General features: G+C 59.9%; 15 protein-coding genes. 9 read left to right on the forward strand and 6 right to left on the reverse strand.

The window, feature by feature from the left end; translation table 11 throughout:
* The first annotated feature begins 88 nt into the window (after positions 1-88).
* From hemA to ispG, 3 genes are all read left to right on the forward strand, one after another.
* Positions 89-1,312, forward strand: a complete 1,224-nt coding sequence (gene hemA / locus AB1E33_RS12950) for a 5-aminolevulinate synthase (RefSeq protein WP_372577770.1) — start codon at positions 89-91, stop codon at positions 1,310-1,312.
* Positions 1,313-1,441: 129 nt separating this feature from the next.
* Positions 1,442-2,662 (forward strand): helix-turn-helix domain-containing protein, encoded by a 1,221-nt coding sequence (locus AB1E33_RS12955; RefSeq protein ID WP_372577692.1) that lies wholly within the window; start codon positions 1,442-1,444, stop codon positions 2,660-2,662.
* Between the two features lie 72 nt (positions 2,663-2,734).
* Entirely contained in the window at positions 2,735-3,868 is a 1,134-nt protein-coding gene (ispG, locus tag AB1E33_RS12960; RefSeq protein ID WP_372577693.1) for a flavodoxin-dependent (E)-4-hydroxy-3-methylbut-2-enyl-diphosphate synthase, read from the forward strand.
* 50 nt (positions 3,869-3,918) lie between these two features.
* On the opposite strand, the gene AB1E33_RS12965 is transcribed toward ispG, so the two are convergent.
* Positions 3,919-4,677 (reverse strand): DsbA family protein, encoded by a 759-nt coding sequence (locus AB1E33_RS12965; RefSeq protein WP_372577694.1) that lies wholly within the window; start codon positions 4,675-4,677, stop codon positions 3,919-3,921.
* Positions 4,674-6,053, reverse strand: a complete 1,380-nt coding sequence (locus AB1E33_RS12970) for a M48 family metalloprotease (protein ID WP_372577695.1) — start codon at positions 6,051-6,053, stop codon at positions 4,674-4,676. The genes AB1E33_RS12965 and AB1E33_RS12970 overlap by 4 nt, the downstream gene beginning before the upstream one ends.
* Here AB1E33_RS12970 and AB1E33_RS12975 point away from each other — a divergent pair.
* On the forward strand, positions 6,052-7,197 hold the full coding sequence (locus AB1E33_RS12975) for a pyridoxal phosphate-dependent aminotransferase (RefSeq protein ID WP_372577696.1): 1,146 nt from the start codon (positions 6,052-6,054) through the stop codon (positions 7,195-7,197). The genes AB1E33_RS12970 and AB1E33_RS12975 overlap by 2 nt on opposite strands.
* A 63-nt stretch (positions 7,198-7,260) precedes the next feature.
* Complete coding sequence (locus AB1E33_RS12980) at positions 7,261-8,478, forward strand: N-acetylmuramoyl-L-alanine amidase (protein ID WP_372577697.1); 1,218 nt, start codon at positions 7,261-7,263, stop codon at positions 8,476-8,478.
* A 45-nt stretch (positions 8,479-8,523) separates the two neighbouring features.
* Here the strand turns inward: AB1E33_RS12980 and AB1E33_RS12985 are convergent, their stop codons facing one another.
* Positions 8,524-9,918: a hypothetical protein gene (locus tag AB1E33_RS12985; RefSeq protein WP_372577698.1), complete on the reverse strand. Its 1,395-nt coding sequence runs from the start codon at positions 9,916-9,918 to the stop codon at positions 8,524-8,526.
* A 220-nt stretch (positions 9,919-10,138) separates the two neighbouring features.
* Here AB1E33_RS12985 and AB1E33_RS12990 point away from each other — a divergent pair, with 220 nt between their 5' ends.
* From AB1E33_RS12990 to AB1E33_RS13005, 4 genes are all read left to right on the forward strand, one after another.
* Positions 10,139-12,631 (forward strand): penicillin-binding protein 1A, encoded by a 2,493-nt coding sequence (locus AB1E33_RS12990; RefSeq protein ID WP_372577699.1) that lies wholly within the window; start codon positions 10,139-10,141, stop codon positions 12,629-12,631.
* A gap of 96 nt (positions 12,632-12,727) precedes the next feature.
* Positions 12,728-13,852 (forward strand): peptide chain release factor 2, encoded by a 1,125-nt coding sequence (gene prfB / locus AB1E33_RS12995; RefSeq protein WP_372577700.1) that lies wholly within the window; start codon positions 12,728-12,730, stop codon positions 13,850-13,852.
* A 152-nt stretch (positions 13,853-14,004) separates the two neighbouring features.
* Positions 14,005-16,056 (forward strand): calcium-binding protein, encoded by a 2,052-nt coding sequence (locus tag AB1E33_RS13000; protein WP_372577701.1) that lies wholly within the window; start codon positions 14,005-14,007, stop codon positions 16,054-16,056.
* Positions 16,057-16,350: 294 nt separating this feature from the next.
* A complete protein-coding gene (locus AB1E33_RS13005; RefSeq protein WP_372577771.1) occupies positions 16,351-17,151 on the forward strand; it encodes a DUF2189 domain-containing protein in 801 nt (266 codons plus the stop codon).
* On the opposite strand, the gene AB1E33_RS13010 is transcribed toward AB1E33_RS13005, so the two are convergent.
* From AB1E33_RS13010 to AB1E33_RS13020, 3 genes are all read right to left on the reverse strand, one after another.
* A complete protein-coding gene (locus tag AB1E33_RS13010; protein ID WP_372577702.1) occupies positions 17,136-17,906 on the reverse strand; it encodes a helix-turn-helix domain-containing protein in 771 nt (256 codons plus the stop codon). The genes AB1E33_RS13005 and AB1E33_RS13010 overlap by 16 nt on opposite strands.
* Positions 17,907-18,183: 277 nt before the next feature.
* Entirely contained in the window at positions 18,184-18,744 is a 561-nt protein-coding gene (gene ilvN, locus AB1E33_RS13015; RefSeq protein ID WP_372577703.1) for an acetolactate synthase small subunit, read from the reverse strand.
* Positions 18,745-18,818: 74 nt separating this feature from the next.
* Positions 18,819-20,570: an acetolactate synthase 3 large subunit gene (locus tag AB1E33_RS13020; protein WP_372577704.1), complete on the reverse strand. Its 1,752-nt coding sequence runs from the start codon at positions 20,568-20,570 to the stop codon at positions 18,819-18,821.
* Positions 20,571-20,746 lie beyond the last annotated feature (176 nt).

Consider the following 20,746-nt stretch of genomic DNA (forward strand, 5'->3'; position numbering starts at 1 on the left):
GGTATGGGTTGTATCCACCTCTAACGCAAAAGCGGTCGCCGGACCGTCGCTTCGATCCAGGTCGGGGCGGAAGCCAAGGAGAAGCATGTTGGACTATACCGCACAGCTTGATACCGCCATTGCGCGTCTGCATGAAGAAGGCCGGTACCGGACGTTCATCGACATTGAGCGCCGCAACGGTCATTTCCCACACGCGGTCTGGACTCGTCCCGATGGCACCCAGCAGAACATCACGGTCTGGTGTGGCAACGACTACCTTGGCATGGGCCAGAACCCGGTTGTCCTGAACGCGATGCACGAGGCGGTCGACGCCGCAGGTGCGGGCTCGGGCGGCACTCGCAACATCTCGGGCACCACGGTCTATCACAAGCAACTTGAGGCTGAACTGGCCGATCTGCATGGTAAAGAATCGGCGCTACTGTTTACTTCGGCCTATATCGCCAATGACGCGACGCTCAGCACACTGCCCAAGCTGTTTCCCGGTCTCATCATCTATTCCGACGCACTGAACCATGCTTCAATGATCGAAGGCGTGCGCCGCAATGGCGGGGCCAAGCGCATCTTCCGTCACAATGACGTGGCGCATCTGCGTGAGCTGCTCGAGGCGGATGACCCGAACGCGCCCAAACTGATCGCTTTTGAATCGGTCTATTCGATGGATGGCGATTTCGGCCCGATCGAAGCGCTTTGCGACCTGGCCGATGAGTTTGGCGCGCTGACATATATCGACGAGGTCCACGCGGTGGGCATGTACGGCCCACGCGGCGGTGGCGTGACCGAGCGTGACCGTCTGGCGCACCGGATCGACATCATCAACGGTACGCTAGCCAAGGCCTATGGCGTGATGGGCGGCTATATTGCGGCATCGGACAAAATGTGTGACGCCATCCGGTCTTACGCGCCGGGCTTCATCTTCACTACATCGCTGCCACCGGCGGTTGCGGCAGGGGCTGCGGCCTCGGTTGCATTCCTCAAGCGCGCGCCGGAACTGCGCGAACAGCATCAGACCCAAGCCAAAATCCTCAAACTGCGCCTGAAAGGGTTGGGACTGCCGCTTATTGATCACGGATCGCATATTGTTCCGGTCATGGTCGGAAATCCGGTTCACACCAAGAAGTTGAGCGATATGCTGCTGGAAGAACACGGCATCTATGTTCAGCCGATCAATTTCCCGACGGTCCCACGTGGAACCGAACGGCTGCGCTTTACCCCATCCCCCGTTCATGGTCCCGACGAAATGAACGCATTGGTGCACGCGATGGACCAATTATGGTCACATTGTGCGCTAAATCGCGCCGAACTTGCCGGATAAGCTCTTCGTTGAGTATGCAAATCCCATAGCTGCGTGTTACAGTTGAGTTAACAATAAGCGTGAACGAATCGCATTGGGGCGATTCCATGCACTGCTTACACTCGCGGCAGGCAAAACGGGGCGGCAGGAATGATTGGGCGTAGATCCCAACGTATAGAATCCGAGGAGTCGGACGTCGTGAGACCCAAAGGGTTTGACGACTTTGAGTTGCGTCTGGGTGATACCATGCGCGGCGAACGCGCCACGATGGGCAAATCGCTGCTGGATGTGCAACGCGAGTTGCGGATCAAGGCCAACTATATCGCCGCCATCGAAAACTCCGATCCCTCTGCCTTTGACACGCCCGGCTTCATCGCCGGGTATGTGCGTTCTTATGCGCGTTATCTCGGCATGGACCCGGATGAGACCTTCGCCTCGTTCTGCGCGGAAAGTGGGTTCGAGGTCGCGCATGGCATGTCGGCGCAGGCCTCGGTCATCAGAAAATCCGGCTCCGAGGTCATTGCCAAGGGGTCAACTGGGCATGACCCGTTCATGTCGCCCAACACGCCATTCATACCCGGCGGCGATTCTGTCTTTTCACATATAGAACCGCGTGCCATCGGTTCGCTGATCGTGCTGGTCGCGCTGATCTCGGGCATCGGATATGGCGGCTGGACCGTGCTCAAGCAGGTGCAGCAGGTGCAACTGGCACCGGTGGAACAGGCGCCGGTGGTGCTGGCCGATCTCGACCCGCTCGAAGGAGCGCTGGCCACCGATGAGCCGAGTGTCGAAGATGGTGCGCCAACAGCGGATGCACTGGACCGGCTCTATCGCCCGCAGGCGTTGGATGTGCCAGTTTTGGTCTCGCGCGATGCGCCGATCTCGACCCTCGATCCGCGTAATGTCGGCAGTTTCCGTCCGCCAGAATTGCCCGAAGTGCAGATTGCCGACTATCAGCGCAAGGAAGAATTGATCGGGCCGCAGATCCCGTCGGTCCCGCAAGTGGTCGAAGACGCAGCGCCCAGCCTGAAGATGATCGCGGTCCGCCCCTCCTGGGTGCGAGTGACGGCGGCGGATGGTACCCATATCTACGAAAAGATCATGGAGCCGGGCGAGATCTATGAAGTTCCGCTGACCGAAGAGCCGCCGAAACTGCGCGCGGGCGAATCCGGTGCGGTCTATTTCGTGGTGAACGGCGCACATTATGGTCCGGTCGGTGACAAGGGCGTCGTAACCAAGAATGTGCCACTGTCCATCGACGCGGTGAACGAGCGCTACCAGGTTGCCGATATCAAGCAGGATGGCGATCTGGCCCGCGTCGTGGCCGAGGCGCAGACATTGCCGGACGATACGGCGCAGCCCGCGCAGTGATCTGACCGTTGCGGGCCGCCGCGCATCGCCCTATGTATTTGCAAAGACACAGAGCCGCAGACAGGGACCCCCATGTCGCTCAATCACGTGCGCCCGTGGCGCAATATATACCGCCGTAAATCCCGTCAGATCATGGTGGGCAATGTGCCTGTGGGCGGTGATGCGCCGATCTCGGTGCAGACCATGACCAACACACTGACCACGGATGTGGCGGCGACGGTGGCGCAGGTAAACGCCGCGGCAGAGGCGGGAGCGGATCTGGTGCGTATCTCGGTGCCCGATGCGGCTTCGTCGAAAGCGCTGAAAGAGATCGTCAAAGAGGTGACGGTCCCGATCGTCGCCGACATCCATTTCCACTACAAGCGCGGCATCGAAGCGGCCGAGGCGGGCGCGGCCTGCCTACGGATCAACCCGGGCAATATCGGCGACGAGGCGCGCGTCAAAGAGGTCATCAGGGCCGCGCGCGACCACAATTGCTCGATCCGGATCGGGGTGAATGCGGGCAGTCTGGAACGACACCTGCTGGAAAAATATGGCGAACCATGCCCCGAGGCGATGGTCGAATCCGGGCTGGAACATATCCGCATCCTGGAAGACAACGATTTCCACAATTTCAAGATCAGCGTGAAAGCCAGCGACGTGTTCCTGTCTGCCGCTGCCTATCAAGGCATTGCCGAGGCCACCGACGCGCCGATCCATCTGGGCATCACCGAGGCGGGCGGGCTGGTAAGCGGTACCATCAAATCGGCCATCGGTCTGGGCAACCTGCTGTGGATGGGGATCGGAGACACGATCCGCGTCAGCCTCTCCGCCGATCCGGTAGAAGAGGTCAAGGTCGGTTTCGAGATCCTGAAATCGCTGGGCCTGCGCCATCGCGGCGTGAACATCATTTCCTGCCCCTCCTGTGCACGGCAGGGGTTTGATGTGATCAGGACCGTCGAGGCGCTGGAGAAGCGGCTGGAACATATCAAGACGCCCATGAGCCTCAGCATCATCGGCTGCGTCGTGAACGGACCGGGTGAGGCTCTGATGACCGATGTGGGCTTTACCGGTGGCGGAGCGGGGTCCGGCATGGTCTATCTGGCGGGTAAACAGAGCCACAAGCTGTCGAACGACCAGATGATCGAGCATATTGTCGAGCAGGTCGAAGCCAAGGCAGCACAGCTTGACGCGGAAAAGGCGGCCGCGGATCAGGCCGCCGAATAATCTGCTTCATGCATGAGGCGTGAGCGGCAACAGGTTGTTGCTGCTACATATTAGCCTTGTTCAGCGCGCACGCCTTCGGCGATCTGCTGCATCTGATCCGCGGTCAGGTATCCGCGCAGCATTTCGGTGCCCAGCACGAAGGAGGGTGTGCCCGAGATCTGCAGTTTCTGCGCCAACTCGCGCGTCTTGCTGATCTCGTCGCTTACTGCCTCGCTGTCCATTGCCGCGAGGATCGCATCGCTGTCCAGTCCCAGGCCGTCCGACAGACGGCGCAAGGTAACCTCGGAGACATCGCCGCCGAATTCCAGCAGCGCGTCATGGACCTGCTTGTAGGCATCGTCACCCGCCACCTGCTTGGTCGCCACCGCAAAGCGCGAGGACAGAACCGAGGCCTCGCCCAGGATCGGCAATTCCTTGATTACCAGACGGATATTTCCGTCTTCGGCCAGCAGGTTGGCCACTTCGGGCACGGCGCGTCGGCAATAGCCGCAGCGGTAATCCATGAACTCCACCAACGTGATGTCGCCCTCGGGGTTGCCGCCGACCCAGCTGTAGCCGTCATTGAACAGCGCATCGGCATTGGCCTGCACAAGTTCCTGATCCGCAAGGGCCGTGGCTTGCTGTTGCTGCTGCTCCAGAACCTCGATCGCCTCGACGATGATTTCGGGATTTTCCAGTAGATAGGCGCGCACCTGATCACCGAAGGCGGCGCGGTCCGCGTCGCTCATATTGGACAGATCCAGCGCATGCGCCGGGGCGGTGAGCAGGGCCAGCGAGGTCAGGACCGGAGCGGCAAAGCGGAGCATCATCGTTTCCTTTTTCGTTTTTCAGCACGTTTGGCGGCAAGAAGCACATCTTCGGCCCGTTGCCAACCGGGCGAACCGGTGGGCAGTTGGCCAACGGCCCTTTGGGCATGCAGGCCCGCATCCTCCATCCGGCCGGACAGGGCATACCGTTCGGCGGTCACCAGCGAGGCCATACCATTCTGGCCCAGCTTTGAATAGGCCACCGCCAGATCGCGCATCATCCGCGCATCGCGGAAATCGCGGGTGCGGGCGCGTTCCAGCACCGGCAGCGCCTCTTTCGGGCGATCCAGCGCCAGCAGCGAGCGGCCGTATCCGGCGAGGATCAGCGGCTCGGTGGGCGCGATCTCGGCGGCGGCGGCATAGGTCTGCATCGCTTCCGCGGTGCGTCGGTTCTCCATTAGGATCTGGCCCTTGAGTTCCAGGTAATAGGGATCATCCGGTTTCAGGCTCAGCGCCCGGTCGATCGCGGCGCGTGCCTGGGTCAGGTTCTGGCTTCGGTGATAGGCGGCGGCCTCGCGCATGGCGCGGATATCGGCATAGGGTTCCGCCTGCGCCCGGCGCATCGTCCATTTCGGGCTGCGCGTGAAGGCCGACAGCTTGCCCTTGACCCGCGCGAACCAGTAATCGGCGTTGGCGTTCGGCTCGGATAGATCGCCATAGGCGGTCACAAAGGCCTCGGCCGCCCGCATCCGATCCCGGTTCAGCGGGTGCGAGCGCATATAGGGGTCCTGAAGCGATTCGCTCAGGGTTTCCTGCCCCATAAACTTGCGGTGCAGTTGGACCATTCCTCTGGGGCTGATGCCAGACGCGCGCAGGAAACTGACCGCCGAGCGATCGGCGGCCGATTCCTCGGCCCGGGTATGTTTCAGAAACCCGCGCAGCGATGACGTCCGCGACCCCGCCGCGATCCCCACGCCTGCCTCGGGGCTGCCCGCGACGGCAACTGCCAGACCCAGCAGCAGACCAAGTGCGACATTGGACTGCGCATTTTGGATGTTGCCCATCCGACGGGCAATATGGCCATTGGCGATATGGGCGGCCTCATGCGCGATCACCGCTTGCAGCATTTCGGCATTTTCGACCTGCAGGATCAGGCCGTAGTTGATGTAGATCGCGTTATTGTCGAGGACAAAGGCGTTGAATCTGCCATCATCGACCAGCAGAAGTTTGACCCGCCGGGGGTTCAGTCCCGCCGCCCGCAGGATCGGAAAGGACAGTTCGCGCAGCCCGTTCTCGATATCGGCGTCGCGCAGCAGGCCCACCGCCGCAGCCGGGATCACGGACATCACGAAGAGCAGGCAGCTCAGCACCAGAGCCGGGATTGACGCCAGCCGGGATACGCGATCAAAAGCCATGGCAGCAACATGGGAGATGGGCATGAGAAACTCAACCCGGTCCAGGGTCGATCCCTTCATCGTGATGGACGTGATGGAGGCCGCCCGCCGCGCCGAAGAGGCCGGGCGCCACATCATCCATATGGAGGTTGGTCAGCCCGGTACCGGCGCGCCCAAAGGCGCGCTGCAGGCCCTTGAAACCCGAATGAAATCCGACGCCATGGGTTACACGGTTGCACTGGGTCTGCCCCAACTGCGCCAGCGCATCGCGCGACTGTATGGCGACTGGTATGGTGTCGATCTGAACCCCGATCGGGTGATCGTCACATCCGGGTCCTCAGGTGGTTTCCTGCTTGCCTTTACCGCGCTCTTCGACAGCGGTGATCGCGTCGGCATCGGCGCGCCGGGCTATCCTTCGTATCGGCAGATTCTGCGGGCGCTGGGGTTGCAGCCGGTCGACCTGCCCACAGCACCCGAAAACCGGCTGCAACCGGTGGCGGATGATTTCACCGGACTTGATCTGGCCGGGCTGATGGTGGCCTCTCCGGCCAATCCAACGGGCACCATGCTGGGCCGCGAGGCGCTGGCTGCGTTGATCGCGGCGGCACAGGGGCAGGGCGCGTCGTTCATCTCGGACGAGATTTATCACGGGCTGGAACATGAAGCCAAAGCCGTGAGCGCGCTTGAGATCAGCGATGAGGTCTATGTGATCAATTCGTTTTCCAAGTATTTCTCGATGACCGGCTGGCGAGTCGGCTGGATGGTGGTGCCCGAGGATCACGTCCGCACGGTCGAGCGTCTGGCCCAGAACATGTTCATCTGCGCGCCACATGCCAGTCAGGTGGCAGCCCTTGCGGCGATGGATTGCGAGGATGAACTGCAGGCCAATGTGGAAATCTACCACCGCAATCGGCAACTGATGCTGGAGGGGCTGCCCGAGGCGGGCTTCACCAATATCGCGCCACCCGATGGGGCGTTTTATGTCTATGCCGACGTGTCCGAACTGACCGATGACAGCCGCGCCTTTGCTGCGAAAATCCTCGAACAGGCAGGGGTTGCGGTGACGCCGGGGCTGGATTTCGACCCGGCGCGTGGTCACCAGACTTTGCGGTTTTCCTACGCGCGCGCGTCGGCGGATATCGAAGAGGGGTTGAACCGCCTGCGCAAATTCATGCGTGATCGCAGTTAGGTGTTTTCCCTGCTCCCCGCGCTCCTCTATGATCACACGAAACGGCACAGAAGGCCGGAGGCAATGAGCAGAGTTTTCATGATCGCAGCGCTGGTCCTCGGGCTGGTTGGGACGCTTTGGGCGCAGGATTTCGGCGGTCTGGCACGCGTCGATGCCGGGCGAAGCTTGGTCTCTAATGCAAACGGAAAGGTGCATGTCGATCTGCATCTAAGCCAGGGCGTGCCCTACCGGGTTTTCACACTGGACGCCCCGCCGCGCTTGGTTCTGGACTTCAAGGAGGTGGACTGGTCCGGCCTCGATGCTGGTGACCTGAACAAAAGCGCGCGGATTTCCGATGTGAAGTTCGGCACTTATGTGCCGGGCTGGTCGCGCATGGTTTTGGCGCTCGCCGAGCCGTTCTCGGTAACGCAGGCCGGGCTAGAGGTCGACACGGTCACCGGTAGCGCGCATCTGGCGGTCCGGCTCGCGCCGATAAGTGCCGAGGATTTCGCCGCCGCTGCCGGTGTGCCACGTGACCCGCGCTGGGACCTGCCGGAACCCGAACAGTTTGACGGCCCGCCGCCGCGCGCGGCAGACGCGCCGCTGCGCGTGATGCTGGACCCGGGCCATGGCGGCATCGATCCGGGGGCGGAAACCGAAGAGGTGGTGGAGAAACACCTGATGCTGACCTTTGCGCGCGAATTGCGCGAATTGTTGCTGCGCAGCGGCGGGTTTGAGGTGTCTCTGACACGGGATGCGGATTACTTCGTCTCACTGGAACGCCGAATCGCATTGGCGCATGAGGCGGGCGCGGACATCTTCATCTCGCTGCATGCCGACGCGCTGGCCGAAGGGCAGGCGCACGGCGCCACCGTTCACATGCTGTCGGACGAGGCATCGGACATTGCCAGCGCCAAACTGGCCGAACGCCATGACCGCGACGATTTGCTGTCCGGCGTCGATCTGAGCAATACCGATGACGAGGTAACCGACATTCTGCTGGATCTGGCGCGGCAGGAAACCCAGCCCCGCGCGCAGGCGCTGGCGCGGTCGCTGGTCGACAATATCGCCGCACAAGGCGCACCGATGAACAACCGTCCGCTGCGATCGGCTTCGTTCTCGGTGCTCAAGGCCGCCGACATTCCGTCCGTTCTGGTCGAGATTGGGTTCCTGTCCTCGCCGCGCGATTTGCATAACTTGATGGATGCGGAATGGCGCGCGACCATGGCCGCGGGCATCCGCAACGCGCTGCAGGACTGGCGGGCGCAGGATCAGGCCAGACGCGCGCTGGTCCGGCAGTAGCAGGAAATCCACACTCCCGGCATTTCAGACGCGCCCAGCCCACCCTCATGCCATCTCGGTCGAGGTCCGTTTCAGGGCCTTTTCCAGCTCGGCTTCGATCTGGCGGGCATTTGCGTTCAGGATCTCTTCGGCAATTTCAGCGGCCAGGCCTTTCTTGTCCATTTGCACCACCACCGCGTCGATCACCTGGGCTTCGGATTTGGCATTGGACATGGCGTCGGTGATCAGCGCCTCCAGCAGGTTCATGCGTTTTTTCAGCGCCTTCACAATGGCCGGGCCGGTGATGAATTTATGCGCCATACGGATCATCGTCTCTAGCACCACTTCGGCGCCGATCTTCTGGGTGATGCCCGGAAAGCGGCCGACGATACGCCCGATCTCCTTGCTGCCATAGCGCCAGGCGGTCTTGGTCAGCATCCGTCCGAACCAGCGATTGTTGACCATGCGCCCGGCCAGTTTGGTACCGACGCCGTTCATGATCAGCTTGCCGACCTTGCCGCCGAGCCAGCCGGAAAACCCACCCGCCACGGTGGCAAAACTGACCCGCTTGAACGAACCTAGGATACCACCTTCCTTGACCCACTGGCCCTTCAGGATGACACCGTTTGCGATCTCTTGAACGGTGGATTTTGTCGCCGCCACTCCCGCACCCGCAGCCGCCGGGTTGACGCCATTGGTCACCAGAATGAGCTGTACGATGTCGAATGCCCCATCGCGCAGATCGACGGCGATCTCTTCGCATATCTTGGCGCTCTGGCCCAGTTCCTTGGCAAGGATGTTCAGATCAAACGCCACCGCGTTCAGCGCGATCTTGGTCTTGGTCATCTGCTTGAAGGCGGCCATCAGGCTTTTCTTGTTCTTGCTATAGGCCAGCGAGGTCAGCTTCATGATTTCGGAATGCGATTTTTTCAGCGATTTCGCGGGGCGTTCGATATCGGCATCCGGTGTCACCATCATGACCATGGCCGCGACCAGCCCGCTGCGCATTTCGATGTATTCGCTGTGGTAGTTCGATTGCGTGTCGATAAAGCGCATCACCTCGACATGAAGCCGTTTTGAGATCGCACTCATGGCGTGATCCATATGCTCTTCGGTGAAGTTGTAGGTCTTGCCGCGCCACTTGACCTGATAGACCTTGCCCTTGAGCGGCAGGCCCTTGGCCTCCATCTGTTGCTTTTCGATTTTCTTGGGCGAGGCGGACAGCGCCTTGAAGGTTTTAGAACCCGGCTCGACCAGGCTGGTAACCCGCGTTTTGACCACCTCATGCTGGAAATGTCCGATCGCGGTAATGGTGATCTGGTCAATCCGCCCCGATGTTCGTGGCGGTTTGTAGCCGACGGCCTTGGCATGGGCCGCCAGCAGTTTCTGAACCAGTTTCACATCACCGGGATCGTTGACGGCACCTTTCCCCGCGCCGACGGGTGAATTCAGTTTCGGCATAATTTTCCCCTCCTATAATGGAAACAATTTACCTGACAGAGGTGGGATTATCTGTGAAAAAGTTGACAATGGGCGGGGGGGCGGTGCACGCGCCTGATCTAGAGGGTGATCGGCAAAGGGCCGCGCGCCCGAACTTGCGTGACGAAACGTTTCCGCTTCGTGTTTTGACGACCCGCAAGGGGATGCCTATATAGAGCCCATCGCACAAAAGGGCAGCAGCGTGATCCGGTTTATTCTTTCCTTCTTCGGGACGATTTTCACACTCGTCACATTGGGTATATTCATGGCCGCCCTGACCATTGGCGGGGTGTTCTGGATGTATGGCCGCGACCTGCCCAGCCACGACTCGCTGGCGCGTTATCAGCCGCCAACCATCAGCCGGATCTATTCCGGCGAAGGCACGCTGATCGACGAGTTTGCCAAGGAACGCCGCCTGTTCACCCCGATCGAGGAGATCCCCGATCTGGTGAAACAGGCCTTCATCTCGGCCGAGGACAAGAATTTCTATTCCCACAAGGGCTTCGATATCCGCGGCATCGCTGCCGCCGGGGTCGAGGCGATCCAGTCCAAGGGGCAGAACATACGCGGTGCCTCAACCATTCCGCAGCAGGTGGCCAAGAACGTGTTCCTGAGCGGCGAACGCTCGGCCGAACGCAAGATCAAGGAGATCATTCTGGCCAACCGCATGGTCACTTCGCTGAGCCGAGATGTGGTGCTGGAGATCTATCTGAACGAGATTTTCCTGGGCCAGAACTCTTTCGGGGTGACGGCCGCCGCGCAGACCTTCTTCAACAAGACGCTGGCGGAACTGGAACCGCATGAGGCCGCGATGCTGGCGGCGATGCCGCAGGCGCCCAGCAAATACCACCCCGTTCGTGCCAAGGAGCGCGTGACCCAGCGCCGCAACTACGTGCTGCGCGAGATGTATGAGAACGGCTATATCGACAAGTCGGTCTACGAGACGGAAATCGAGAAGCCGCTGCGCACGGTACAGAACGGTGATTTCGAAAGCTTCCGCACCGCGCTGCCACCGCGCGACTATTTCACCGACGAAATCCGCCGCCAGTTGAGCGACGATTTCGGCGAGGGAGAGTTCTTTACCGGCGGCATGGCCGTGCGGGCCACCATCGACGAAGAACTGCAGGTCGAGGCCGCACGCTCGCTGCGCGAGGGGTTGCAGAAATACGACCGGGGTCGGGGCGTGTGGCGCGGCACCGATGTGGCGCTGCCCGCCGAGGTTCTGGGCGACGAGGCGGCATGGCGTCAGGCGCTGGCCGAGGCCGAAGTGCCGCGTGACATTACGCTGGGCGGCAAATGGCACCCGGCGGTGGTGCTGACGGTTGGCGATCAGCAGCTGACTGTCGGGGTTGAAGACGGCGACAGTGCAGGAGTTGTGCCGCGTGCCGACATCAAATGGATGCGCGGTAGTTTCCAGGACAATGTCACGGTGGGCGATGTGATTCTCGTCCGTGCGGGCGAGGCAGCCGGCGAATACTCGCTCCGGCAGGTGCCCGAGGTGCAGGGCGGCTTTGTCGCCATGGATGTGAACTCGGGCCGCGTTCTGGCGATGCAGGGCGGGTTCAGCTATCAGGATTCGGTCTTTAACCGGGCAACGCAGGCGCAAAGGCAACCGGGCTCCTCCTTCAAACCTTTCGTCTACGCGGCAGCGCTCGACAGCGGCTATAGCCCTGCAACCATCGTTGTGGACGCACCCATCGAGGTCAATACACCGCAAGGCCTGTGGCGGCCCCGGAACTCATCCAACAAATTCTACGGCCCGACACCGCTGCGTACCGGCATTGAACGTTCGCGAAACCTGATGACGATCCGTCTGGCACAAGAGGTGTCGATGCCGGTTGTGGCGGGCTATGCCGAGCGGTTTGGCGTCTACGACCATATGGGGGCTTATCTGGCCAACTCGCTGGGCTCGGAAGAGACCACGCTTTACAAGATGGTGGCGGCTTATGCGATGTTCGCCAATGGTGGCGAGCGGGTGGAGCCGACACTGGTCGACCGTATCCAGGACCGCTATGGCGAGACCATCTATCGTCATGATGACCGCAACTGCGTCGATTGCAGCAACGACACGATCGCCCCCAACGCTGCCCCGCGGATCGAGACCAACCGCGAGCAGGTGATGGACCCGATCACCGCCTATCAGCTCACCTCGATGATGCGGGGTGTGGTCGACCGCGGCACCGCAGCACGCACGGTGAACCTGCCGGTGCCCACGGCAGGCAAAACCGGGACGACCAATGACGCCAAGGATGTCTGGTTCATCGGCTTCACCTCGAACATCGTTGCGGGCTGTTACATCGGCTATGACCAGCCGCGTTCGATGGGGCGTGGCGCCTTTGGTGGGAGCATGTGCGGCCCGGTCTTCCAGAGCTTTATGGAGCATGCGGTCGAGAAATACGGTGGCGGCCCGTTTGACGTGCCTCCCGGTGGCTATTTCATCAAGATCGACCGCTTCACCGGCGCCCGCCTGCCGGACGACGCCAGCGGCGAGTATGTGGTGGCCGAGTATTTCCGCGAGGGCGAGCAGCTGATCTTTGGCCTGACCTATGATGGCGGCTTTGCCATGGGTTCGGACCTGCCGCTGTTCGAAGAGGCGCGGCAGGCCGGTGTATCGGTGACGACTTCGACCGGCAGAAAGACCACCGTGGGGCCAAACGCCTCGCAGGGCACGGTCAGTTCCGGCGGGCTTTACTGAGAGTCCAGGATAGCAGCGGGCCTGCTCCCTTCGTCTTGTGAAGGGGTCAGGCTCTTGCTATCACGCAAGCCTCAATTGTGAAGTCAGGAAGTCCCAATGCGCGCCGAGACGCAGAATATTGTCGCCGAGATCGAGAAGTCGCTGGAACTGCTGGCCCAGCGGATGGATTACGAGACCGCGCCGCACCGGCTGGAGGAATTCAACGCCCGCGTCGAGGACCCAAACCTGTGGGACGATCCCGATGCGGCGCAGAAATTGATGCGCCAGCGCCAGATGCTGGTCGACGCGATGGACACCTACACTTCGATCAAGACCGACATGAGTGACAATGTCGAACTGATCGAACTGGGCGAGATGGAAGAAGATGAAGAGGTCGTCAGCGACGCCGAAGGGGCGCTGAAGGCGCTGCAGGTGAAGGCCGCCGAAAAAGAGCTTGAGGCGCTGCTGGATGGCGAGGCCGATGGCAACGACACCTTCCTTGAAATCAACTCGGGTGCAGGTGGCACGGAAAGCTGTGACTGGGCCTCGATGCTGGCGCGGATGTATGTCCGTTGGGCCGAGAAGAAGGGTTACAAGGTCGAGCTGCAATCGGAAAGCGCGGGCGAAGAGGCGGGGATCAAATCCGCCGCCTACAAGATCACAGGGCACAACGCCTATGGCTGGTTGAAATCTGAAAGCGGTGTGCACCGGCTGGTGCGGATCTCGCCCTTCGATTCCGCCGCCAAGCGGCATACCTCTTTCAGTTCGGTCTGGGTCTATCCGGTGGTCGACGACAATATCGAGATCGAGGTGAACCCGGCCGATATCCGCATCGATACCTACCGGTCCTCAGGGGCAGGGGGTCAGCACGTGAACACCACCGACTCTGCGGTGCGGATCACCCACATGCCGACCGGCATCGTGGTGACCTCGTCCGAGAAGTCTCAGCATCAGAACCGTGACATCGCCATGAAGGCGCTGAAATCGCGGCTCTACCAGCAGGAACTCGACCGCCGCAACGCCGCCATCAACGAGGCGCACGAGGCCAAGGGCGACGCGGGCTGGGGCAACCAGATCCGGTCTTACGTGCTGCAGCCATATCAGATGGTCAAGGATCTGCGCACCAACCACGAGACATCGGACACCAAGGGCGTGTTGGACGGTGATCTGGACGGGTTCATGGCAGCCACGCTTGCGCTGGACGTAGCCGGCAAAAGCCGCGCCGAGGCGCAGGGCGACTAGCGCTCTGTGCCTTTAGCGCTGGCGGCCGGGGCCGCAGCGAATTAATGTTTCCAAAGTGGAAATAGTAAGGATTTTAAATTACCATTCCTCCCTATCGCGCGTTTCGCGCGGGAAAAATGCATTTTTGAGCATCAATTTCTGGGGAGGGGACAATGCCCACATACAATACAACCATCAACAATGCGTCTGATGTTACATTGCCGGATGGCAGCAATGTTTCTTGGGACAACGGAGAATATATCGACATTCTTTGGATGAATGATCCAACTAAGAATGCAATCTCCACAATGAACACGAGGTTGACCGGATCAGACTGGACGATAGATGCGGTCCGGTTTTCCTCGAATACCGAATTCACCAATATTCGCGATTTAAATGGTGCGGATGGGCGAAGTATTTCCTGGCTGAAACTGGGCCAGAATTCGGATGTTGATCTGATTTCGACGCGTATAAAACACATCGAAGGCAGCGATGGTAATAAGCACGACATAAAGCTGGGCAGCGCATCGACCAATAGCATCACGCTTTATGCAGATGCCAACAACATCACCACCGGCTCTGGATTCGTTGGTCAGATCGAAACCGGCGGCAAGGACAAGATCACGGTGAATGGTGATGTAGGCCGGATAAACGCCGGTCGGCAAAACGATCAGGTCAAAGTATTGGATGGCAGGGTGGATTTTGTCGATATCGGCCGGGGCGTTGATTTGCTCGAGATTTCGGGCGAGGGCCGGGTGAAACTGGCGCAGGCCTATCTGGGCAACAATACATTCAAACTGACGGATAACGCGCGCATTTTCCTACTGGATTCCTTTGATGGCAACAACACGGTCAATGTTTCCGGAGACGCCCGGATCGAAAGCGCGAAACTTGGAGGCGAGGGGGCAAACAATAAGCTCACCTTGAGCGGCAATGGCCGGATCGACGAATTGCAGCTTTCCGAGACGGATGGTGTGATGATCAACCTCTGGGGTAGCAGTCGGATTCGTCATTTGAACCTGTACGATACGCAGGATGCAAAGATAGCTGCCTCTGGTAACAGCCGCGTCGATATTATCGAGATTAGCGAGGCGAGCATGACGCTCGACACCGACCAGCGCTGGTTCAACTACATATCAAGCTGGGAAAGCTCGAACACGCTGAATATCGGGTCCGGCGGCGCTGGACGTATTGTGATGCATGCAGAAACCGCTCAGACCCAGACCATCAGGGCAGAGGGGTATGTTGATCATGTCGAAGTTGGAAACAATCAGAAGACCAAACTGACGCTTGGCGATGAGGGCGCTGGGACGATCAAGCTTGGCGACGCGAATGATGTGGTCGAAACAGGCAATGGCTGGGTCGAACTGATCTCAACACGTAACGGAAACGATTTCGTGCGGATGGGATCTGCTGGCGGCGGGTTGGTGCGTCTTGGAAACGGAAATGATACCATCGTCGTCAATGAAATGAGCTCAGACGAAGGTGTGAGCATCAACGGCGGATCGGGTGTCGACACGATCCGGTTCGTTCCGTTCAACAGTGGCGTGACCTTCGGGCTGAACCTAAACGGTGCCTGGCAGGATGTGTCCGATCCAAGCCTCGGTTATGTACAGGCGACTGGCATCGAAAACGTCTGGGGTGGTACCCGCGCCGACTTTTTGACAGGAGATCACAGGGCCAACGAACTGCGAGGCGTGGGTGGAAACGACACTTTGAATGGGCTGCAAGGTAATGACAAATTGATCGGCGACAACGGCAATGACCGTCTGATTGGCGGCGATGGCGCCGACAAGCTTTTTGGGGGAAACCAGAACGATACTCTTATCGGGAATGCTGGAAATGATTTGCTGAACGGCGGAAACGGAAACGATCGTATGTTCGGTAGCGTTGGAAATGATCGCCTGTTCGGTGGAGATGGCGACGACCGCCTCTTTGGAGGTGGTTGGTCAGACCGTCTCGAGGGCGGCAGAGGTGGCGATTTTCTTGATGGTGGGCCCGGTGCCGACACATTCCGATTTGGACTCATGTCGGGTGCGGATACGATTAACGGGTTCGAGGACGGCTTGGATCGGCTGGAGATCGTCGGTCAGGCGGGTGGTTTTGGCGGCCTGACGATCACCGATAGCGGCAATGACTTACTGATCCAGCACGATAATGGGTCGATCCTCCTGCTGGGTGATGCAGGACTGGTTTTGACCGGTGCGGATTTCCTGTTCCTGTGATCCACAGACGGGGCCGGACAACACGGTCCCGCCAGAACGACCGGTTCGTCGAGATTAGGTCATCATGGAGCGACGCAGGCCCCCGCTTGCTTCGCAACAGAAACCCACATTGACCGGCAGATACGGCAACACTTGTTTTGTGGGTCAATCGTGCCGATGCTCCTCAATTCTCGGCCCATTCGTCACCGCCCTCGAGAGAGTGCAAATTTTGCAAGGCTTCTTCCCTTACCAAGATGGCGCGATTAGGGTTCAACGCGTAAAACCGCACTGAACCGGTCAAGGAGAAGACGAGTGGTGGAGAGGCTTTTTGGCGTGCCGATCTTACGGACCGCAGATTTTGAGATGATTCAAAATGCGTTGCGGCTTGGGTGGCAGGACTATCGCAACGCTCCACTCTTCGGCGTTCTCGTTTCCGCGCTCTTTGTGCTTGGCGGCTGGCTGATCGTCTGGATCACCTTGCAGACCGGCACAACCTTCTGGTTGGTCCTGGCCGCGATCAGCTTTCCCATGCTCGGGCCATTCGCTGCTGTCGAACTTTATGAAGTGTCGCGGCGGATCGAGGCCGGCGAGCCGCTGGAATTCGGCGCAATCTTCTCGGTCATGCTGGATCAGGGCCGCCGTCAGCTGCCCTCGATCTGCGCCATCATCGTTGTGGTATTCTTGTTCTGGTTTTTTATCGGCCACATGATCTTTGCCCTGTTTCTGGGGCTGACCACGATGACCAACATCTCGTCCTCGATGGAGGTGTTCCTGACCCTGAACGGGCTGATCATGCTGGCGATGGGCACGGTTGTCGGTGGGCTGATTTCGCTGTTGCTCTACATGCTGACGGTCCTGTCCATCCCGATGCTGTTGGACCGGGAACTGGATTTCGTCTCGGCCATGATCGCCAGCTACAAATACGTGGTTGCCAATGCCAAGGTGATGCTGCCCTGGGCGGGTTTCATCGCCCTGGCGACCTTTGTTGCGATGATCCCGTGGTTTCTGGGCCTGTTCCTGGTGCTGCCGGTACTGGGCCATGCCAGCTGGCATCTCTACAGCGCGATCTCGAATGACGCGCCCGCGGTAGACAAAGAAAGTCAAGAGAGCGAGTAACCCTCGCGCAGATGTTTAGACTGCAATGCCGAAAGCTGGCAGCGGGTGATCGTGCCAGAACGCCGCGCGGCTCTCATGATGCGTGCCCGATCGCGGCCCAGATGCTCGTAAATCACCGGTAGAGCCAGTTGGCAAATCGCGGCTTCTGGGTGGTGTAACACGTGGCCGGTCCATACCGGCGCCTCGGTTTGCGGCAAGCGCGTCAGGAAAGTGGCGGCAGCGCTTTGCGCGCCGCGTTGCGAGGTCACCAGCATGAGCCCACCCTCCTGGCAGGTGGCATAGCCGCGAAACTCATGGCGGCGACGGTGGGCGCCCCGCGCTGCATGGCCCCGGATAAAGACCCCGTCAGCTTGACGGAAGATCAAGATCAGCCTTGAAAAGTAACTGACCTGGTCGCCACCGGTGCGGCAGGTGACCTGATAGAGCCCTGAGGGCAGTGCGCCCTCTCTCAACGCGCCAGGCTCCGGTGTCAGATAACCCTGCAAGAAATCGCTGCCCGGCAACGGTGCGGGCCGGGAGATCGCCCCGACCGGATGCAGCAGAATACGCGCATCGGTGCCGAAGAAACTGCAGATCCGGTCCAGCACATCAGGGCGGGGAAAGCTCTCGCCCGAGAGATAGCGGTTGAACTGTGTCCGGTTGATGCCCAATTGGCGCGACAATTCCGAGATCGAGGGGTAGGTGCGGGACAATTGACGCAGATTGTCCCCGAATATCATGCGAAGTTGCGTCGGGGTCCGTTGTGTTCTTGGCATTGCTGATCCGGTCGCGGCAAGGAATGTTTGGCCAGAACCAGAAAATCGGGCCCAAGACCCGACCGATGACCGAAATGACTAACGATGACACGAAACGGCACCGGTGGAGGCGCCGCAACGACGCGTAACCTAGCGGCAATCGGTCAAAAATCAACTATTTTGAGGTATTATGGATGCACATTTTTGATGATATGCACGTTAGGCGCAAACTGAAAGCCTGCGGTTTGACCCGCTCCCTGCCGGGCGCGGGGCCGTCATTTGCCGTAAGCTGCGCGACTCAGTCGCCCCGCATCAGCGCCGCAACGCCTGTGCGGGCGATCTCGGACAGGCCCAGCGGCCGCATCAGGTCGGCGAATGCGTCAATTTTGTCCGGCGCTCCAGTGATCTCGAATACGAAGGAATTTAAGGTGCTGTCGACCACGCTGGCGCGAAAGATATCTGCCAGGCGCAGCGCCTCGACCCGTTTTTCACCGCTGGCCACAACCTTGAGCATGGCCAGTTCGCGCTCGACCGAGGCGCCTTCGACGGTCAGGTCATGCACGTCATGTACCGAGACAATCCGGCCCAGCTGCGCCTTGATCTGCTCGATCACCTGCGGGGTGCCGGTGGTGACGATTGTGATGCGGCTGAGATGACCGGCATGGTCCACCTCGGCCACGGTCAGGCTTTCGATGTTGTAGCCGCGACCCGAGAACAACCCGATCACGCGGGCCAGCACACCGGGTTCGTTTTCGACAAGAACAGCGATGGTGTGACGTTCCTGCACATCCGAAAAATTCGGACGTAGATTATAGGCCGAATGGCGCGTCGCGCCTTTTTTTATTTGTAGGGCAGACATTTACGTCCCTTTCTTACATCTCGTGACCAAGAATTTTCAAAAAAATCTTGGCAAATTTCTTTGAAGAAATTTGGCTACACCAGAACCGACCCTTTGGTGTCGATCACACCTTGGGTTTCCGCGTCCCCCAGCAGCATCTCGTTATGCGCCTTGCCCGAAGGGATCATCGGGAAGCAGTTCTCGTGCTTTTCCACCAGACAGTCAAAGATCACCGGGCCGTCGTAGTTGATCATCTCCATGATCGCGTCGTCCAGATCCTTAGGATCCTTGCAGATGATGCCCTTGGCGCCAAAGGCTTCGGCGAGCTTGACGAAATCGGGCAGCGCCTCGGACCAGCTATGGGAATAGCGTTCTCCATGCAGTAATTCCTGCCACTGGCGCACCATGCCCAGGCGTTCGTTGTTCAGGATGAACTGTTTCACCGGCAGGCGGTACTGCACGGCGGTGCCCATCTCCTGCATGTTCATCAGCCACGACGCCTCGCCCGCCACGTTGATCACCAGCGCATCCGGGTGCGCCATCTGCACGCCCACCGAGGCCGGGAAGCCATAGCCCATGGTGCCCAGTCCGCCGGAAGTCATCCAACGATTGGGATCCTCGAAGCCCAGATACTGCGCCGCCCACATCTGGTGCTGACCCACTTCGGTACAGATATAGCGGTCGTGATCCTTGGTCAGCGCCTCAAGCCGCTGCAACGCGTATTGCGGTTTGATCGCCGTCTCGCTGTTCGTATAGGCAAGGCAATTGACCGCGCGCCAATCGCTGATCTGTTTTTGCCACTGCGCCACATCCGCCTTGGCGGTCTTGCGTCCGCGCGACTTCCAGACCTTAAGGATGTCCTCCAGCACATGCCCCACATCGCCCACGATCGGGATATCGACCCGGATCACCTTGTTGATCGAGCTGGGATCGATATCGATATGCGCTTTTGTTGAGTTCGGGCTGAACGCGTCGATGCGCCCGGTGATCCGGTCGTCGAAACGGGCCCCGATATTGATCATCAGGTCGCAATCATGCATCGCCATGTTGGCCTCATAAAGACCATGCATGCCCAGCATCCCGATCCAGTTCGCGCCCGAAGCCGGGTAGGCCCCCAGCCCCATCAGGGTCGAAGTGATCGGGAAACCGGTGGCATCAACCAGTTCGCGCAACAACTGGCTGGCGGCCTTGCCCGAGTTGATCACGCCGCCGCCGGTATAGAAGACCGGCTTCTTGGCGGTCTCAATGGCGGCGACCAGTTCGGTGATCTCCTCCATGTCACCCTTGACGGCGGGCTGGTAATGCGAGTCCGACGGTTTCGGCGGCGTATAGGTGCCGTTGGCGAATTGCACATCCTTGGGGATGTCAATCAGCACTGGGCCGGGGCGGCCGGCCGTGGCGACGTGAAACGCCTCATGGATGGTTTTCGACAGCGTGTCGGTGTCTTTCACCAGCCAGTTGTGCTTGGTGCAGGGGCGGGTGATGCCGACGGTGTCGGCCTCCTGAAACGCGTCCGAGCCGATCATAAAAGTCGGCACCTGTCCGGTCAGCACCACGATCGGGATCGAATCCATCAACGCGTCGGTCAGCCCGGTCACCGCATTGGTCGCACCCGGGCCCGAGGTGACCAGTGCCACACCCGGCTTGCCGGTGGCACGTGCATAGCCTTCGGCGGCATGGACCGCGCCTTGCTCGTGGCGGACCAGAATGTGGCGGATGTCGTTCTGCAGGAAAATCTCGTCATAGATCGGCAGCACGGCGCCACCGGGATATCCGAATACCGTGTCCACGCCCTGATCCTTGAGGGCCTGAACCACCATCTTTGCGCCGGTCATCTCACGTGTCATCTGCTTTGCTCCATTGGCGACATCCGTGTCAGCTTTCGCTCCATCAGCATAAAAAAAGCCCCCGAAGGTTCGGAGGCGCATGGGTTCGATTATGGTCTACCGTTACCGGCCCATGCGCGTGTGTCCTACGATGACTACTAGGGTCGTCATGATCCCGAGGCTCCTTTAGCTGCGAC

Source organism: Ruegeria hyattellae, from assembly GCF_041537925.1.
GTDB lineage: Bacteria > Pseudomonadota > Alphaproteobacteria > Rhodobacterales > Rhodobacteraceae > Ruegeria_C.

Excerpts from the sequence above, each read along its gene's own strand:
- AB1E33_RS13020 (WP_372577704.1), bottom strand. The coding sequence starts at position 20,570 with ATGACACGTGAGATGACCGGCGCAAAGATGGTGGTTCAGGCCCTCAAG.
- AB1E33_RS12970 (WP_372577695.1), bottom strand. The coding sequence starts at position 6,053 with ATGCCCATCTCCCATGTTGCTGCCATGGCTTTTGATCGCGTATCCCGG.
- ispG (WP_372577693.1), top strand. The coding sequence starts at position 2,735 with ATGTCGCTCAATCACGTGCGCCCGTGGCGCAATATATACCGCCGTAAA.
- AB1E33_RS13000 (WP_372577701.1), top strand. The coding sequence starts at position 14,005 with ATGCCCACATACAATACAACCATCAACAATGCGTCTGATGTTACATTG.
- AB1E33_RS12980 (WP_372577697.1), top strand. The coding sequence starts at position 7,261 with ATGAGCAGAGTTTTCATGATCGCAGCGCTGGTCCTCGGGCTGGTTGGG.
- AB1E33_RS12975 (WP_372577696.1), top strand. The coding sequence starts at position 6,052 with ATGAGAAACTCAACCCGGTCCAGGGTCGATCCCTTCATCGTGATGGAC.
- prfB (WP_372577700.1), top strand. The coding sequence starts at position 12,728 with ATGCGCGCCGAGACGCAGAATATTGTCGCCGAGATCGAGAAGTCGCTG.
- AB1E33_RS12985 (WP_372577698.1), bottom strand. The coding sequence starts at position 9,918 with ATGCCGAAACTGAATTCACCCGTCGGCGCGGGGAAAGGTGCCGTCAAC.
- AB1E33_RS12955 (WP_372577692.1), top strand. The coding sequence starts at position 1,442 with ATGATTGGGCGTAGATCCCAACGTATAGAATCCGAGGAGTCGGACGTC.
- ilvN (WP_372577703.1), bottom strand. The coding sequence starts at position 18,744 with ATGTCTGCCCTACAAATAAAAAAAGGCGCGACGCGCCATTCGGCCTAT.
- AB1E33_RS13010 (WP_372577702.1), bottom strand. The coding sequence starts at position 17,906 with ATGCCAAGAACACAACGGACCCCGACGCAACTTCGCATGATATTCGGG.
- AB1E33_RS12965 (WP_372577694.1), bottom strand. The coding sequence starts at position 4,677 with ATGATGCTCCGCTTTGCCGCTCCGGTCCTGACCTCGCTGGCCCTGCTC.